At 68.9% G+C, this 14,961-nt stretch carries 19 protein-coding genes and 1 pseudogene; 17 read left to right on the top strand and 3 right to left on the bottom strand.

The annotated features are described in order from the left end of the window. Positions 1 to 236 precede the first annotated feature (236 nt). The 14 genes and pseudogenes from FKV25_RS04050 (at position 237) to FKV25_RS03990 (ending at position 6,342) form a co-directional block, all read left to right on the top strand. Positions 237 to 479 carry a type II toxin-antitoxin system Phd/YefM family antitoxin gene (locus tag FKV25_RS04050; protein WP_141517515.1) on the top strand — a complete coding sequence of 81 codons (243 nt, stop codon included), beginning with the start codon at positions 237 to 239 and terminating at the stop codon, positions 477 to 479. Continuing rightward, positions 476 to 739 carry a Txe/YoeB family addiction module toxin gene (locus tag FKV25_RS04045; RefSeq protein ID WP_141517514.1) on the top strand — a complete coding sequence of 88 codons (264 nt, stop codon included), beginning with the start codon at positions 476 to 478 and terminating at the stop codon, positions 737 to 739. Before FKV25_RS04050 ends, FKV25_RS04045 begins: the two co-directional genes overlap by 4 nt. Further along, positions 678 to 992 (top strand): type II toxin-antitoxin system RelE/ParE family toxin, encoded by a 315-nt coding sequence (locus FKV25_RS04040; protein WP_141517517.1) that lies wholly within the window; start codon positions 678 to 680, stop codon positions 990 to 992. Before FKV25_RS04045 ends, FKV25_RS04040 begins: the two co-directional genes overlap by 62 nt. A gap of 107 nt (positions 993 to 1,099) precedes the next feature. Next, the gene (locus FKV25_RS04035; protein ID WP_141517513.1) at positions 1,100 to 1,450 is read left to right on the top strand and encodes a DUF3024 domain-containing protein; all 351 of its coding nucleotides are present in this window, start codon (positions 1,100 to 1,102) and stop codon (positions 1,448 to 1,450) included. A gap of 309 nt (positions 1,451 to 1,759) precedes the next feature. Continuing rightward, positions 1,760 to 2,113 carry a DUF4844 domain-containing protein gene (locus tag FKV25_RS16155; protein ID WP_170218512.1) on the top strand — a complete coding sequence of 118 codons (354 nt, stop codon included), beginning with the start codon at positions 1,760 to 1,762 and terminating at the stop codon, positions 2,111 to 2,113. A gap of 377 nt (positions 2,114 to 2,490) precedes the next feature. Then, the gene (locus FKV25_RS04025) at positions 2,491 to 2,784 is read left to right on the top strand and encodes a hypothetical protein (RefSeq protein WP_141517511.1); all 294 of its coding nucleotides are present in this window, start codon (positions 2,491 to 2,493) and stop codon (positions 2,782 to 2,784) included. 138 nt (positions 2,785 to 2,922) lie between these two features. Further along, positions 2,923 to 3,225: a tetratricopeptide repeat protein gene (locus tag FKV25_RS04020; protein WP_141517510.1), complete on the top strand. Its 303-nt coding sequence runs from the start codon at positions 2,923 to 2,925 to the stop codon at positions 3,223 to 3,225. 297 nt (positions 3,226 to 3,522) lie between these two features. Next, the gene (locus tag FKV25_RS04015) at positions 3,523 to 3,924 is read left to right on the top strand and encodes a hypothetical protein (protein ID WP_141517509.1); all 402 of its coding nucleotides are present in this window, start codon (positions 3,523 to 3,525) and stop codon (positions 3,922 to 3,924) included. A gap of 254 nt (positions 3,925 to 4,178) precedes the next feature. Then, on the top strand, positions 4,179 to 4,388 hold the full coding sequence (locus FKV25_RS04010) for a hypothetical protein (RefSeq protein ID WP_141517508.1): 210 nt from the start codon (positions 4,179 to 4,181) through the stop codon (positions 4,386 to 4,388). A gap of 117 nt (positions 4,389 to 4,505) precedes the next feature. After that, positions 4,506 to 4,712: pseudogene (locus FKV25_RS16640) on the top strand (GFA family protein); the annotation flags it as partial. 14 nt (positions 4,713 to 4,726) lie between these two features. Further along, positions 4,727 to 4,918, top strand: a complete 192-nt coding sequence (locus FKV25_RS16405) for a hypothetical protein (protein ID WP_246071896.1) — start codon at positions 4,727 to 4,729, stop codon at positions 4,916 to 4,918. A gap of 140 nt (positions 4,919 to 5,058) precedes the next feature. Then, positions 5,059 to 5,370 (top strand): hypothetical protein, encoded by a 312-nt coding sequence (locus tag FKV25_RS04000; protein WP_246071894.1) that lies wholly within the window; start codon positions 5,059 to 5,061, stop codon positions 5,368 to 5,370. Continuing rightward, on the top strand, positions 5,354 to 5,911 hold the full coding sequence (locus FKV25_RS03995; protein WP_141517507.1) for an acyltransferase: 558 nt from the start codon (positions 5,354 to 5,356) through the stop codon (positions 5,909 to 5,911). Before FKV25_RS04000 ends, FKV25_RS03995 begins: the two co-directional genes overlap by 17 nt. A gap of 38 nt (positions 5,912 to 5,949) precedes the next feature. Next, positions 5,950 to 6,342 carry a hypothetical protein gene (locus FKV25_RS03990; RefSeq protein ID WP_141517506.1) on the top strand — a complete coding sequence of 131 codons (393 nt, stop codon included), beginning with the start codon at positions 5,950 to 5,952 and terminating at the stop codon, positions 6,340 to 6,342. 30 nt (positions 6,343 to 6,372) lie between these two features. On the opposite strand, the gene ppc is transcribed toward FKV25_RS03990, so the two are convergent. Next, positions 6,373 to 9,117: a phosphoenolpyruvate carboxylase gene (gene ppc, locus FKV25_RS03985; RefSeq protein WP_141517505.1), complete on the bottom strand. Its 2,745-nt coding sequence runs from the start codon at positions 9,115 to 9,117 to the stop codon at positions 6,373 to 6,375. A 148-nt stretch (positions 9,118 to 9,265) separates the two neighbouring features. Between ppc and FKV25_RS03980 the strand changes: the two genes are divergently transcribed. Then, the gene (locus tag FKV25_RS03980) at positions 9,266 to 10,918 is read left to right on the top strand and encodes a hypothetical protein (protein ID WP_141517504.1); all 1,653 of its coding nucleotides are present in this window, start codon (positions 9,266 to 9,268) and stop codon (positions 10,916 to 10,918) included. Between the two features lie 274 nt (positions 10,919 to 11,192). Here the strand turns inward: FKV25_RS03980 and FKV25_RS03975 are convergent, their stop codons facing one another. Further along, positions 11,193 to 12,557, bottom strand: coding sequence for a glutamate--cysteine ligase (locus FKV25_RS03975; RefSeq protein WP_141517503.1), 1,365 nt, complete (start codon positions 12,555 to 12,557; stop codon positions 11,193 to 11,195). Between the two features lie 191 nt (positions 12,558 to 12,748). On the opposite strand from FKV25_RS03975, the gene FKV25_RS03970 reads away from it, so the two are divergent. After that, positions 12,749 to 13,330 carry a hypothetical protein gene (locus FKV25_RS03970; RefSeq protein ID WP_141517502.1) on the top strand — a complete coding sequence of 194 codons (582 nt, stop codon included), beginning with the start codon at positions 12,749 to 12,751 and terminating at the stop codon, positions 13,328 to 13,330. Positions 13,331 to 13,339: 9 nt separating this feature from the next. Here FKV25_RS03970 and yihA read toward each other — a convergent pair whose 3' ends face one another. Continuing rightward, positions 13,340 to 13,945, bottom strand: a complete 606-nt coding sequence (gene yihA / locus FKV25_RS03965; RefSeq protein WP_141517501.1) for a ribosome biogenesis GTP-binding protein YihA/YsxC — start codon at positions 13,943 to 13,945, stop codon at positions 13,340 to 13,342. A 181-nt stretch (positions 13,946 to 14,126) separates the two neighbouring features. Here yihA and FKV25_RS03960 point away from each other — a divergent pair. After that, positions 14,127 to 14,961, top strand: an 835-nt coding sequence (locus FKV25_RS03960) for a c-type cytochrome (protein ID WP_141517500.1), incomplete at its 3' end; no start/stop codon positions are given.

Genomic DNA, 14,961 nt, shown 5'->3' with positions numbered 1-14,961 from the left:
CTCGATCGCGGCCAGCTCGCGCGCCAGGGCGGCCACGGTGCGGGCCACGAGCTTCTTGACCGCAGGGGGTGCCATGGCGGCCTGCTGCTTGTGGGACTGAAGGGCGACGACGACCTGGCCACGCCGCAACCGCCTATTCAGAAGAGAATTCGGAAGAAGTAAGGCGTCAGATGCAACAAGGATACTTGCGAATACGTACGTCATAACGTACGTTATTGCCTTCACAGGAGCCCATGATGACCACCCTCACTGCCAGCGAAGCGCGCGCCAACCTCTACCGCCTCATGGATCAGGCAGCGGAGTCCCATGAGCCGATCCTCATCTCCGGCAAGCGTCACAGCTCCGTACTGCTGTCTGCCGAAGATTGGGCAGCGATCCAGGAAACCCTGCACCTGCTATCGGTTCCAGGGATGCGCGAATCCATCAAGGCCGGCATGGCCGAGTCCGCTGAGTCGCTCCCGTCGGAGCTGGATTGGTGAGCTGGCGAGTCGTCTTTGCCAAGCAAGCTCAAAAAGACGCTCGTAACCTCAGTTCCGCAGGACTCAAAGACAAGGCGCAGTCGTTGCTGGCAATCCTTGCCGAGAACCCCCTCCAGGCTCCGCCTCCCTACGAGAAGCTGGTCGGGGACCTGGCCGGCGCCTACTCTCGGCGTATCAACATCCAGCACCGGTTGGTTTATCAAGTGCTGGACGCGGAGCGTACGGTCAAGGTGCTGCGAATGTGGACACACTACGAGTAGCAGCCGACCGGCCGCTGCGTCCGTGCTCGTCAAGCGTGCCGGGAGGCACGTCGGGCAACTCGCGGATCAACCGGAGAGCGGCCGTCGTCCGCAGGAGCTCAGGCGGTCTCGCTACCGCCAGATCGTCGAGCCGCCCTGCCGCATCTTCTACCGCTTTGACGGAGAAAAGGTCTTCGTGCTGCATGTCATGCGCACCGAGCGCCTACTCCGCAAGGGCCGGCTTGCAACTCGCGTCCAGCAGGCGAAGGTCTGACCATTCCCTGGACAGCGTCCCGACGACCCCGGACGTATGACATCGATGCACGTCACCCATGACCTGGCCCCGCGGTATGACTTTTCCTCGCACCTTCGGAAGATGAAATGGCTTTGAGCGAGTTCGAGACCAAACGACTGGAGAAGCTTGTCGGTGCATTTGTCGAAGCGCACCGGCCAGCTCCGCACATCCGCCCGAAACTGGACCTGGCTTTCCGCATCAAGGGCCAGAGCGTTGAAATCTTCGAGATTCGTCCACGCTGGAGAGGTGCCCCGGGCGAAACCATGGAAAATCCGGTCGCCAAGGCGACGTACGTCAGGACCCGGAATATCTGGCGGGTGTTCTGGATGCGGGCTGATCTGAAGTGGCATGCGTATCCACCAGTCCCGCGAGTGGGCAGCATCGAGACGTTCCTGGCGCTCGTCGCGAAAGACGAGCATGCATGCTTCTTCGGCTAGCACTGACGCCTGCCAATCAGAGGATGGCTTCCGCCAAGGTGCGGGCCATACCCCCGGACACATATTTTTGCCAGATCGATGGCGACGGTCGTAGCATGCATGGCGTGGACTCCTCTCGTGCTCCCCTGTCCCGATCCAGTATCGGCCTGGCTCATCGAAGCCGTTTGGCGACGCGGGAGGAGTCCATTTCATCATTCAAGCCGAAGCCGCTTCGCGGCTCGACTCGTTCCGGTGCCAGACCTCATGAGAACTACCCTTTTGGTTGCGTTGTTCTTCGCCGCACTTCTAGCCATGCGAGAGGGAGTGGCAATGGAACAAGCTGATGCGCCTACCGCACTTGCCAGGTTCGTGGGCAAAGACCATTTTGCCGAAGACCCGGATGGACTGTATGGCGGGATGAAAGACCCGGAGGTTCGCGCGGAGCTGAATGCTTCCGTTACTTCTGCCGCAGATGCGCTGGGCCGTGCCCGCGCCTCAGGCGCGTCCGACGATGAGGTTCTCAAGCTTTTCCAGAGCGCACTCCGCTCCGTGGACCGCGACGCGCTCGACACTGAAGACGCAGAACGAGTGGCTACAGTCTTCGAGCAAGTTCTTGAGGCAGCAGGGTTGGAGAGCTCTGGCGGCGCACTCAACGATTGGATGTATGGGTTTGACCCCGGTTGAGGCCAAACAACTCGTTCAAGCCGACGCCGCTCTGCGGCGCGGCCCAACTCAGGTGTCAGGCCTAGTATTCGCACTGATTTCCGTGCTGTCAGGCAGCCTGCCCGCGGGACCGGAAGCCTTGGAACCTGCGGCATCCCACGCCTGGCGCACGCAAGCTGGCCTGTCGCTCAAGGAGAGGCTCCTGCTGCTCCGCATTCCCGGCCGGGGAAGCTGACGAAGCCACGGCAATGGACCTTGAGCTTTCGTTCAAGAAGAGGACCGCTTGGCGGACGGGCTTGATCATGGCGCAAGGGTCCATCAAAGCCCTCCTTATGGCTGCGCACCTAGTGGGTGGCCAAGCCCTTGTGCCTGACGTCCAAGAGCCAGCACAGTGGCACATGGACGATCGCGTCCTTGCCTGCTCTACGAAGTCCTCGTCATCGGCTGGCACTCTGGTGCTGGACCTCGGTCGAGGCCACGGCCGCGAGTTGGCTATCCGTCGCGTCTCCGACGACACGTGGTATCTGTTGGTGGTGGCTCTGCCGGCGACGGGTGAACCGCAGCTCATGACGCCGGGACAGTTCGCGGCAGCGAGGCGCGTCGAGGTGCCTGCCAGCTTCCTGGCCAAAGCGTCGGGAGGCTCGCTGGAAGCGGTGCTCAGCCGTACAGGCACCTACGAGGCCTATGTTTAGGACAACCTGGAGTCGGAAACGGGCGGCCATGCCTGCCGTTTCGTTTACTTGGGGCCTTCGCCCTGACACTGTTACCCGGGACACGCTGGCCTGGCGGTCCTTGTCTTCTGGTGGTTCGCATCCAATCTGGTTGCGGTGTTGAAGGCGAACCTGTCCACCTTCAAGTGGCAGTCCCGGGAGAGTGAGGTCGACGACCTGCTCGCAGCGGGACAGAGCACGTCGGCGAAGTTTGCCGCCATGGAATGGATCGCCCAACAGCCCCGGCGACCGGAAACCCACTGGGCCCTGGCCAAGGCCCACTACCAGCTGGGTGAGCTTGCCGCGGCAAAGGAAGTATTGAGGGGCTTGCTCCAGGTGGCACCGGACGAACGGTATCGCGTCGACGACTGGCTTTCGCACGTGGAGGACGAGTTCCGGGACAACAGACCCAAGCTTGCGTGAGTCGCCAGGCGTCCCGGGCGCCCGACAGCGCGCTTTTGCAGCAGCGAGAGACAAGAGAGCAGGCTGCGTACCCAAAGGGTGCGCCCTCCCGTACTCCGACCTCGACCCGACGTCGAGCGACGGGGAGTGCCGTCAGGATTTCCCGAGTTCCCGATTCGCGCTCCGGGCTTGGTCACTCGCTACAATGGGGCTCACCTCACCGGAGCGTGACACGCGCGCAGTTCCGTACCGGACGCAGGCCGTCCGCAGTAGCCCTCGCAGCGTCCATGCAGGGAACGATCGACTGAAAGGGAGAACATGCAGAAATCGATGCTCATGAACTGCGCCGCCTGCACGAACCCGATGTCGCGCCGGGCCACCTCCTGCCCCGCTTGCGGCCACCCGAACAGCACCGTGATGTGGCAGGCGCTGGGCGTGCTTGCCCTCGGCGCACTGCTGCTTTTCTCGCTTGTATGGTGGCGTGCCGCCGCTTGGGATGCCGATTACGAGCGCGGCATGCGCTCCGTCGCCGAGTCGATCGAACGCGACTATGCCATCGAGAGCAGGAAGATTCCCGCTGGCGCGGGACGCTGCGACCTCTCCCGCCATCTGGAATCCATTTACCGCGAAATCCATGACGATGCGAAGCGCGAGGAATGGCGCGCGAATGCCGCCAGGGCATGCGGAGACCCGAGTAGCCAGCAGGCGTCGGCCCTGTGAGGCTGCGGTGACATCGCAGTAGTGCTTGCACGGCGCAACCTCCTCTGACGAGACCTCCAGGTGGAGCCGCCGTCCGGCGCCTTGTTTATCCTCGGCTTCAGGCGGCCATCGCACCGCGATAAAGGGATCGCTGGCGCAGGATACGCGGCACCCCGTCGCCGCTCGGCGCGGCACGGCCTGGACGGCCGGCCCGGCGTTCCTCGCGCCGGCCTCCAAGGCTCGCTGGCCCATCTTTTCGGAAGTGAGGTGCACCCATGTCCGGTCGGCTGTTGAATGCATGGCAGTTCAATGCCGGGTTGCGACTTGCCAGTCTCATCCTCGGCATGGCGGTGGTGGCGCCCAGCTTCCTGCTTCCCGGATTTCGTCGCAGGATCTTCCGGTCCGACGCACGCATCGAGGACATTGGCCTGCTTGCGCTGGTGGTCGTGGTGGTCGCGATTTGCTGCTCCAACGCTCTGGGCTGACCTGCTTCGAGCGGGCCGCGTGCCCAACCGCGCTGCGGAGATTCCACTCCCCGCGCCGACACGCCCCCAACGCCTCGCGCACGCGCACAATCGCCCGCACCGACCGAGACTTGTCCGATGAGCCAAGCCGACTGCATCGAAGTCCAGTGCAACTGCGGCAGGGTCACGTTCCGCGTCACCTGCCGGATCACGGACCTCTACGCCTGCCACTGCTCCCTCTGCCGTCGGGCGACCGGGACGATGGGCGTGACCGTGGCGGTGGTACCCAACGGGGCGTTGGCGTGGCTCAGGGGCGAGCAGCTTGTACGGCGCTGGCAGATGCCCGGCCATGACTGGGAATGCAGCTTCTGCGCGAATTGCGGCACCCAGTTGCCGGGACCCAACGACGCTCGACGACCCATGTGCCGGCCGGCCTGCTCGACGCGGTGCAGGACAGGCTGGTCGAGCGCCACCATGTCTGGGTATCGTCCAAGGCGGCCTGGCATGTCATTGGCGGTGAGGGCCAACAGCATCCGGAGGGGCTGGCCTGAGCCGCGTTCACGGCGCGCCGGCGGGCAGGCATCCGCGATCCTTCCGGCGACATGACCCGGCCGGCAACGATGGAAAACCATCGACCGGCAGCCCATGATGGAAGTCCGTACCGGACGCCCCGATACCCAAGGAGTGCAAGATGCGACAGCTGCATGGATTGGCATTGATCGTCTGCCTGGCGGCCCCGGCCGCGGCGCAGGACCGTACCGAGATCGTCTTCAACCAGGCCAGCGAGCTGGTGCCCTGGTGCAAGGCGGAGGCGGAAGCGCATTACATCGGCCAGGGCATCACGCCCTTCCAGTGGACGGCGCGCTACCACGACCGCAGCAACGTGCTCTACGTGGAAGGCAGGTTGCGCGTGCACGGCGACGACGTGGCGGTGAACTGCCGCGTCGCGCGCGGCGCGCGCGAACGCCATGCGATCATCGAGATCGATGACCCCACCTCCTGACGACGAAAAAGGCCACGGGCGCGGGCAAGCTGCCCGGCAAGGGGAGCCGCCCGCCCTGGCGCACGCGGCACGCGACACGACGCCGCGACGCCTGACGCTTTCGACCTACATCCGCCGCCGCAATGGCCTGCCGGCGGGCGCCCGCGGCAGCCTGCGCAACATGTTGCATCGCGCTTTCGGGGCGTCCAGCTTCGCCGGCTTCTGGCGGCACTGGAACCCCGTGTTCGGCTACGGACTGGGGCGCTTCGTGCACCGCCCACTGCTGCGCCGGGTCCCGGCGCCGGTCGCGCTGCTGGCGACCTTCGTGGCCTGCGGCGCCCTGCACGACCTGGTGACGATGGCGGCGCGCGGCGCGCCGGCCTTCCTGTTCACGCCCTGGTTCCTGTGCCTGGGCACGGGCGTGCTGCTGGGCGAGGCGGCGGGCATGGACCTGTCGGGCCGGCCCTGGGCCATTCGCGCGGCCGTCCACGCCGCGTACCTTTCCGCCTGCCTGGCAATTACGCTCTGGGGGCGTCACGTCTTGGGCTGGACCGGGCCTTAGCGCGCGCCTGCCCCCTCGACTGCCCGGAGTCACCGTCCATGGAAGGATTCACCGCCCGCCCCGAACGCATCATCGGCAACATCGCCCTGGCAAGCCTGCTCGCGGGCCTGCCGGTGGGCCTGATGCTCTCGATCTGGGCGGGCATGCAGGCGTGGGGGCGCATGCCGCTGCCGGCATGGTGGCGCGAGGTCGGCGGCGGCGCGCTCATGTGCGCGGCGGTGACCTTCCTCGCCGGCCTGGTGCTGGTGGGGCCCAGCCTGTGGTTGCTGCGTCGCTTCGGGCTGGGCGGTCCGTTCTTCGTGCACGCAATTGCCGTACTGGCCAGCCTGGCGTTCATGGCGGACCAGCCCCGGATGGGCCTGGCCGCGCTGGCCCTGGCGGTGCCGGCCAGCCTCGTGTTCTGGCGGTACGCCTACCCGCCCACCGACTGAGCGAGCAGCGGGCACGACGCGCCCAGACGCTCAGCCGGTGTTCTGGATGCCCGCCGCGATGCCGTTGACGGTCGCCACCAGCGCGCGCAGGCGTTCGTCCTCGGGGCGGTCGGCCTCGCGCCAGCGCGCGAGCAGGTCGACCTGGAGCAGGCTGATCGGGTCGACGTAGGGATTGCGCAACCGGATCGACTGGCGCAGGCGCCGGTCGTTGGCCAGGAGGTCGTCTTCGCCCTTGATCGCCAGCACCGCCTCGCGGGTGCGCTCGAACTCGCCGGCGATGCCCGGGTGCATGCGCGCGTGGAGGTCGCCGGCCAGCCGCGAATACCGCTCGAAGATCGCCGGGTCCGACTTGGCCAGGACCATCTCCACGTCGTCGACCAGGGTGCCGAAGAAAGGCCAGTCACGGGCCATCTCCGCCAGCGTGTCGCGGCCGTGCGCGTCCAGCGCCTGCTGGAGCGCGGTGCCGACGCCGTACCAGGCGGTCAGGCCGCAGCGGTTCTGCGCCCAGGCGAACACCCAGGGGATCGCGCGCAGGCTGCCGATACCGCCATCGCCGGCGCGCTTGGCCGGCCGCGAGCCGATGCGCAGGCGTTCGATCACGTCGATCGGCGTGGCGGCGCGGAAGTAGGCCGGGAAGTCGGGATGTTCGTGGACCAGCGCGCGGTAGTGCGCGCGTGCGTTGCCGGCGAGCTCGGCCGCGATCGTCCGCCAGCCGGCCTCGCGCGGCTCGGGCGGACGGGGACGCAGGGTCGCGCGCAGCACGGCGCCAGTGGTCTGCTCGAGATTGCGCAGCGCCAGCGCGCGGATGCCGTACTTGCGGTGGATCACCTCGCCCTGCTCGGTCAGGCGCAGGTAGCCGTCCACCGATCCGCGCGGCGCGGCGATCACCGCGCGCTCGGTCTTGCCTCCGCCGCGGCTGATCGAGCCGCCGCGGCCATGGAAGAAGGCGATGCGGATGCCGCTGTCCTGTGCCAGCTGCGTCAGCGCGATCTGGGTCTGCTGCAGGGCCCAGCGCGAGGCGACGATGCCGCCGTCCTTGGCGCTGTCGGAGTATCCGAGCATGACCACCTGGCGGTTGCCGCGGGCGGCGAGGTGCTCGCGATAGTGACGGTCGGCGAACAGGGCCTTGAGCGTGTCGGGGGCGGCGGCCAGGTCGTCGACGGTCTCGAACAGGGGCGCGACGTCCAGCGGCACGTGGCCGTCGGTGTCGATGCAGCGCGCGACGCGGGCCAGCGCGAGCACCGCGAGCGCGTCGGCGGCGCTGCGGCTCATGCTGATGATGTACGGACCGAACGCGCGCTCGCCGAAGCGCGGGCGCAGTTCGGCGACGGCGCGGAACACGGCCAGTACCGAAGCGGCCGAGTCGGGCTCCACCGCCGGCACCTCGTCCTCGCTGGAGACGATGCCGTGCAGGCGCTGCGCGCGCGCCTGGGCCGATCGCGTCGGCCACTCGGGGTCGTCGAGCACCGCGGCCAGCGCCGCATCGTGGACCGAGGAGTCCTGGCGCAGGTCGAGGCTGGCCAGGTGGAAGCCGAAGCACTGGGCGCGCCGACGCAGGCGCCGCACCGCGAACAGGCCCGCGTGCTCACCGCCGTTGGCGGCTAGGCTGGCCTCGATCAGCTGGACGTCGCCGAGGAAGGCGGCGGCGTCTTCGTAGCCACCGGGCGCCTCGCGCGTGGTCAGGTCGAGGCGCTCGATCATCAGCGCCAGCAGGTTGCGGTACGGCATGTCGGCGTGGCGCGGCCGCAGGCGTTCTGCGGCCAGTGGCATCGCGGCCTTGTACGCGTCCAGCCGCTCCAGCACCGCCGGATCGACCTGGACCCGGTGCAGGGACTGGCTGAGCAGCTCGCCGAGCGAGGCCAGGTCGCGCCGGTATGCGGCCAACACGAGGCCGCGTTGGCCCACCAGCGACGCGACGATGGTGTCTGCGCCGACGTTCGGGTTGCCGTCCATGTCGCCGCCGACCCAGGTCCCGAAGCCGAGCAGGGGCGGCAGCACGTCGTCGAGGCCGTAGCCTTCGCGCAGGGCCTCGTCGAAGGCCTCGTAGAACACCGGCAGCACCTTGTAGAGCACTTCCGACAGATAGAAGCCCACGTGCTCGAACTCGTCCGCGACGCTGGGCTTGGCGCTCGGCGCTTCCGCCGTCTGCCAGCTGGCGGTCAGGGCCAGGCGGATGCGTTCGCGGTCGGCGCGACGTTCGGCGGGGGTCAGGCTGCGGTCGATGTCGTCGACCAGGCAGCCGACGATCTGGCGCTCCTTCTCCAGCAGGGCGCGACGCACCGCTTCGGTCGGGTGCGCGGTGAACACCGGCTCGATGCGCAGCCGTGGCAGCAGCTCGGCCACTTCCTCGGCGCTGACGCCCTGCCGCGCCAGCTGCGTGAGCACGTCGCGCAGGCTGCCCGGCTGCGCGCGCGCGGTGCTGCGCTCGTAGTCGCGGCGGCGGCGGATGCGATGCACCCGCTCGGCCAGGTTGACGGCCTGGAAATAGGTGGCGAAGGCGCGCACCAGGTCGCTGGCCTGCGAGAGCTCGATGCCGGCGAGCGCGTCGGCCAGTTCGTCGACCGGCGCGCCGGACTCGCGGCGACGGATCGCCGCGCGCCGCAGGTGCTCGACCTCGGACAGGAAATCGGCGCCGCGCTGTTCGGAAAGGATCTCGCCGACGAGGGCGCCCAGGGTCTTCACGTCCTCGCGCAACAGGGCGTCGGTGGCGGCGAACTCGACGGTACGCAGGGATTCTTCCGAGGGCTCGATGGAGGATGCACTGGATTCGGTCATCCCACGAGCGTACCGCACTGCACCATCAAGCGCGCGTCAGTTGCGGCGGCAACCGTCCGCGCGGCCATCCCGGTCTTCCGACGAAAGGTGGCCGTGACGGGCGCGGGGCCACGTCAGGCTTCAGGTATCCCCCTGGACCCGACGCATCATGCGCCCGACCCTGCCGATCCCCCTCTTTATCGTCGCATTCGCGATCGCGGTCGCCGCCTGCGACGCGCCGACCACCCGCGAGGCCAGCGACGCACCGCCCCTGTTCGATGATTTCGGGTCGCTCCACCGCGACATCGACACCGACGTCGCCGCCGCGCAGCGCTACTTCGACCAGGGCCTGCGCATGACCTACGGCTTCAACCACGAAGCCGCCGGCCGCGCCTTCGCCGAGGCCGCGCGCCTGGACCCTGCGTGCGCGATGTGCGCCTGGGGCCAGGCGCTGGTGCTGGGCCCCAACATCAACATGCCCATGGACCCGGCGCAGGCCGCGGAAGCCAGGCGCCTGGCCGATGCCGCGCTGGCGCTCAAGTCCCACGCCACCGACGCGGACCGCGCGCTGATCGAGGCGCTGGCCACCCGTTACGCCGACCCCGCCCCGGAGGATCGCGCGTCGTTGGATCGCGCCTACGCCGACGCGATGGCCGATGCCTACCGGCGCTTTCCCGCGGACGACGACATCGCGACGCTATATGGCGAAGCGCTGATGGACCTCTCGCCCTGGGTCTACTGGGAAGCGGACGGCGCGCCCGGTGCCAACACGCCGGCGATCCTGGGCGCCTTCGAAGCCGTACTGGCGCGCAATCCGGCGCATATCGGCGCGGCGCATTACTACATCCACGCCGTGGAGGCCTCGCCGGACCCGGGGCGCGCCGAACGCCACGCCGACCTGCTGGGCACGCTCGCGCCCGGTTCCGGGCACCTGGTCCACATGCCGGCGCACGTGTACATCCGGGTCGGCCGCTACCACGACGCGACCCTCAGCAACTTCGCGGCCACCAGCGCCGATGAAGCCTTCCTGTCGGTATGCCGGGGCAGCAACGGCGTCTATCCGCTGGGCTACGTGCCGCACAACTGGCATTTCGCCACGCTCACCGCGGGACTGCATGGATCGAGCACACTGGCGCTGCAGGCAGCCGCGCAGACCGCGCGCCGCGCCGATCCCGCCCAGCTCGACGCGATGAGTTTCATGCAGCAGTTCGTGGTGGCGCCGCTGATGACGCAGGTCCGCTTCGGGCGCTGGGACGAGATCCTCGCCACCGCGGGCCCGCCCGCAGAAGCCACCTATCCGACCGCGATCTGGCATTTCGCACGCGGCATGGCGCGGGTCCGCACCGGCGCACTCGACCAGGCCCGCACCGACCTGGAGGCGCTGCGCGCGGCCGCCGCCGACCCGGCGATGGCCGGACTGGTGCTGTGGGACATCAATGGCGCCGACCGCGTGCTGGCGGTGGCCGAGGCCATGTTGCGCGGCGAGCTGGCGCTGGCCGCCGGCGACCGCGAGGGCGGCATCGCCGCGCTGCGCGAGGCCGCCGCCGTCGAGGACGGCCTGAACTACAACGAGCCCGCCGACTGGCCCCTGCCCATACGCCCCTATCTGGGCGCGGCGCTGCTGGAGGCCGGCCGCGCGGCCGACGCCGCCGCGGTCTATCGCGAGGACCTGGTGACGTATCCCGAGAACGGCTGGTCGCTGCGCGGGCTCGCGCTCGCGGAACAGGCACGCGGCGATGCCGCGGCGGCGAACGCGGCGCGACGCCGCTTCGATAACGCATGGCAGTGGGCCGACGTCGACCTGGTCGCCTCGCGCTTCTGACGCCACAGCACGCATCGCAACCTGGGGCGGCGAGTTCCTTGCGCACGCACTGCATGGCGCGCGGCACACTCTGGCGGCCCGACTGTCCGCCACCGCTGCGGGTTCCTTCACGTCGTCATCCCAGCGAACGCTGGGATCCAGCCTTTGCGGGATCTTCCGCCAGCGCACCCGCACAAGCGCCGGTGCAATCCGCTACGCATACTGCACCCTACCGCCGCCTCACGCCCTCATCCAATCGCACACCGGAGAGGCGCCTTGACGACCCGAGCCACGGTCAGTATGCGAATTCCGTGAACACCGGGTCCACGCTGCCCCGCCAGGGACCGTGGAACAGCTCGAGCTTGCGTTCGGCCGGGGTGATCCCGGCCTCGACGAACTCCATCAGCGGCTCCAGGTAGCGCGTCTCGTCGGCACCTTCCGCATTGCGCCGCGCCCGTCGGGACAGGCCATGGGCGGCGATGGCGAGCGCACGACGGGCGACATCGAGCACGGTGCCGTCGCGGAACGGCAGCTTGAAGGCATGTCGCGGCACGCCGTCGCGCAGCGCGTGCAGTTCCTCCAGGCTGAAGTCCTTGACCAGGTCCCAGGCCGCGTCCAGCGCGGTCGCGTCGTAGAGCAGGCCGACCCAGAACGCCGGCAGGGCGCAGATCCGGTTCCATGGCCCGGAGTCGGCGCCGCGCATCTCCAGGTACTTCTTCAGGCGCACCTCCGGGAAAGCCGTGGTGCTGTGGTCGGCCCAGTCGCGCAACAGCGGGCGGTGCCCCGGGTAGACCGGCAGACGGCCGTCCATGAAGTCGCGGAAGGACTGCCCGCTGGCATCCAGGTATTCGCCGTCGCGGTAGACGAAATACATGGGCACGTCGAGCAGGTAGTCGACGTAGCGCTCGTAGCCGAAGCCGTCTTCGAAGACGAAGTCGAGCAGGCCGGTGCGGTCGGCGTCGGTGTCGGTCCAGATGTGCGAGCGGTAGCTGAGGAAGCCGTTGGGCCGGCCCTCGGTGAAGGGCGAGTCGGCGAACAGCGCGGTGGCGATGGACTGCAGCGCCAGCGAGACGCGGAACTTCTTCACCATGTCCGCCTCGGAGGCCACGTCCAGGTTGACCTGCACGGTGCTGGTGCGGGTCATCATGTCCAGGCCCAGGTCGCCGACCTTGGGCATGTACTCGCGCATGATCCGGTAGCGGCCCTTGGGCATCCACGGCATCTCTTCGCGGCGCCACTTGGGCTGGAAGCCCATGCCCAGGAACCCCAGGCCCATCGGCTCGGCCACGCTGCGCACTTCGCGCAGGTGGGTGGCCGCCTCGTGGCAGGTCTGGTGCAGGTTGTCGAGCGGTGCGCCCGACAGTTCGAGCTGGCCGGCCGGCTCCAGCGACACCGAGGCGCCGTCGCGCGACAACGCGATCACTCGGCCGTTCTCGCTGACCGGCTCCCAGCCGAATTGCACCAGGCCCTTGAGCAGGGCCTCGATGCCGCGCTCGCCGTCGAAGCCCGGCGGGCGCAGGTCGTCGGTGCGGAAGCCGAACTTCTCGTGTTCGGTGCCGATCTTCCAGTCGGCCTCCGGCCGCACGCCCGTGGTCAGGAACTCCAGCAGGTCGGCTCGACTGCTGATCTCGACATCCTTGGCACTGCTGGGTCCGGACACGCCTACCTCGCTGGAAAGGGGCCGCCGCGCGGCCGCGGCAGTCCGGGCAGTGTAGCGGCGCGCGACCGCCGGACAACGCCACCAGCGGAACACTGGGGCCGCACCGATGAAGCGGTTCGGCGCGTTTGGCAGCTTCCGGGCGCGCAATGCGTAAGTCCCTGTGCAGGGGACTTCATCCAGGGAGGATTTCCATGACACCCGATCCACGCAAACGACTGGCGCTGGCCGCCGGCCTCCTGCTGGCCATTCCCACCGCGATGGCGGCGCCGCCGCACCCGGAACTCGAGGCCGAACAGGTCAACCTCGACACCGCGTCCACGCTTGCGCTGGGCGGCTCGGTCTCACAGCGCCTGGCCCAGTCGTTCACCCTGTACCGCAAGGGCGTGCTCAGCCACCTGATGGTGCCGTTGAGCTGCCAGCCCAAGGCCACCGTGCACGTGACGATCGAGAAGACGACGGCAGGGGCCCCCAACGGCAGCGTGCTGGCCTACCAGGAGGTGCCCGGCCATGTCTTCACCTCGCTGCCGACGCCGGCGGTCGGGATGCGCCTGGTCGAGTTCGAGGTGCCGGCCACGCTGGCGCCCGGCCAGTACGCCTTCACCCTCACCGCCAAGCCCGGCGACTGCGGCCTGTACGCCGGCCCCAACGGCAGCACCCATGGGGGCGGCAAGGGCTGGTTCATCGCCGACGGCAATGGGCCGGACTGGATCGAACTGTTCGACGCCGGCGGCGTTCGCGACCTTGCGTTCCAGGTCTACCTGCGGCCGCTGTAGCGACCCGCTTCAGAGCTCCAGCCAGCGCCCCACGACCTCGCGTGCCTCGTCCACGCCCAGCTTGGCGGCGCCGGAGAAGGTCTGCACGCTGACGATGTCGCCGAAGGCCGACTTGAGCTCCTTGCGGACCGCCTGCAGCGCGTTGCCCTGCTGGCCCCGGCCCAGTTTGTCGGCCTTAGTCAGCAACGCATGCGCCGGGAGACCCCGATTGACGGCATAGCCGAGCATCTGCCGGTCGTATTCCTTGAGCGGGTGCCGGATGTCCATCACCACGACCAGGCCCTTGAGCGCATTGCGGTTCTGGAAATAACGTTCCAGGAAGGCCTGCCAGTGCGCCTGAAGGTCCTTGGGGACCTTCGCGTAGCCGTAGCCGGGCAGGTCGACCAGGTAGCGGTCGGTGGTGGGGGGGATGTCGAAGAACACCAGCTGCTGGGTGCGGCCGGGCGTCTTGGACACCCGCGCCAGCGCGTTCTGCTGGCACAACGCGTTGAGCGCGGTCGACTTGCCGGCGTTGGAGCGGCCGGCGAAGGCGACTTCGAAGCCGCCGTCGGGGGGGAGCTGGGAGGGCGTGTGCGCCGCCAGCAGGTACTGGGCGCGGGCAAGGGGATTGGCCATGTGCGTAGCATCGCACGAGCGCGCCGGCGCCACCGCATCGGTACCGGTGCAGGTCATGCCGGCAGGCCACGCGCGGGGCCCGCCAGGGCCCGCGTTGACCCGCCCGCGGCCGCAGACGATAATTCCACGGTTCCGGCGGTGCGTTTTGCCCGCTGCCCAAGAAGTTTCGGAGCCCAGCCTGATGAGCCAAGCCCGCGTCCTCGGCATGATCGGCCTCGCCGCCCTGGCGGTCGCCACTGTTGCCTATGCCCAGACCACGGTCACCCCGATCCCGGAAAGCGAGCCGGTCCAGACCGCGCCGCTGACCACCGCCGCCGAGGAAACCGGCACGGTGACCTGGGGCGATGCCGACGCCGGCGCGACCAAGGCCGGCGCCTGCGCGGCCTGCCACGGCCTGGACGGCAACCCGACCGACCCGCAATACCCGCGCCTGGCGGGCCAGAGCGAGCGCTACACGGCCCACCAGATCGCCCTGTTCAAGAGCGGCGAGCGCAACAGCGGCATGGCCGCGGTCATGAAGCCCTTCGCCGACGCACTGTCGGCCCAGGACGCGCGCGACATCGGCGCCTACTTCGCGACCCAGACCGCCGGTGCCGGCGTGGCCGACGACAGCGTCGTCGCCAGCGGCCCCTACAAGGACCTGAAGTTCTACGAGATCGGCGAGAAGCTGTTCCGCAGCGGCGACGCCGCGCGCGGCATCCCGGCCTGCATGGCCTGCCATGGCCCCGACGGCGCCGGCAACCCCGGCCCGGCCTACCCGCACATCGCCGGCCAGCAGTCCGCCTACAGCCAGCGCCGCCTGGAGGAATACCGGGCCGGCACGACCACCCAGGCCGATCCGCACCTGTTCAACGTGATGGCGACCGTGGCCGAGAAGCTCACCGACGAGGAAATCGGCGCGCTCGCGAGCTACCTCCAGGGCCTGCATCCGCGCGCCCAGGACTTCGCCGCGGCCGATGCCCCGGCCGCCCCCGCCCCCGTGGCGGCGCCGGCACCGGAAGCCGCGGCGCCCGTCG

This window comes from Marilutibacter aestuarii, from assembly GCF_006546775.1.
GTDB lineage: Bacteria > Pseudomonadota > Gammaproteobacteria > Xanthomonadales > Xanthomonadaceae > Marilutibacter > Marilutibacter aestuarii.
This window is presented reverse-complemented; position numbering and strand designations above follow the sequence as displayed.

Coding starts and splice junctions, on each gene's coding strand:
- FKV25_RS04035 (WP_141517513.1), top strand. CDS start 1,100: ATGGCTTTGAGCGAGTTCGAGACCAAACGACTGGAGAAGCTTGTCGGT.
- FKV25_RS04010 (WP_141517508.1), top strand. CDS start 4,179: ATGTCCGGTCGGCTGTTGAATGCATGGCAGTTCAATGCCGGGTTGCGA.
- FKV25_RS03995 (WP_141517507.1), top strand. CDS start 5,354: ATGACCCCACCTCCTGACGACGAAAAAGGCCACGGGCGCGGGCAAGCT.
- FKV25_RS03990 (WP_141517506.1), top strand. CDS start 5,950: ATGGAAGGATTCACCGCCCGCCCCGAACGCATCATCGGCAACATCGCC.
- FKV25_RS04000 (WP_246071894.1), top strand. CDS start 5,059: ATGCGACAGCTGCATGGATTGGCATTGATCGTCTGCCTGGCGGCCCCG.
- ppc (WP_141517505.1), bottom strand. CDS start 9,117: ATGACCGAATCCAGTGCATCCTCCATCGAGCCCTCGGAAGAATCCCTG.
- FKV25_RS16155 (WP_170218512.1), top strand. CDS start 1,760: ATGGAACAAGCTGATGCGCCTACCGCACTTGCCAGGTTCGTGGGCAAA.
- FKV25_RS03980 (WP_141517504.1), top strand. CDS start 9,266: ATGCGCCCGACCCTGCCGATCCCCCTCTTTATCGTCGCATTCGCGATC.
- FKV25_RS04015 (WP_141517509.1), top strand. CDS start 3,523: ATGCAGAAATCGATGCTCATGAACTGCGCCGCCTGCACGAACCCGATG.
- yihA (WP_141517501.1), bottom strand. CDS start 13,945: ATGGCCAATCCCCTTGCCCGCGCCCAGTACCTGCTGGCGGCGCACACG.
- FKV25_RS04025 (WP_141517511.1), top strand. CDS start 2,491: ATGGACGATCGCGTCCTTGCCTGCTCTACGAAGTCCTCGTCATCGGCT.
- FKV25_RS04050 (WP_141517515.1), top strand. CDS start 237: ATGACCACCCTCACTGCCAGCGAAGCGCGCGCCAACCTCTACCGCCTC.
- FKV25_RS16405 (WP_246071896.1), top strand. CDS start 4,727: ATGCAGCTTCTGCGCGAATTGCGGCACCCAGTTGCCGGGACCCAACGA.
- FKV25_RS03970 (WP_141517502.1), top strand. CDS start 12,749: ATGACACCCGATCCACGCAAACGACTGGCGCTGGCCGCCGGCCTCCTG.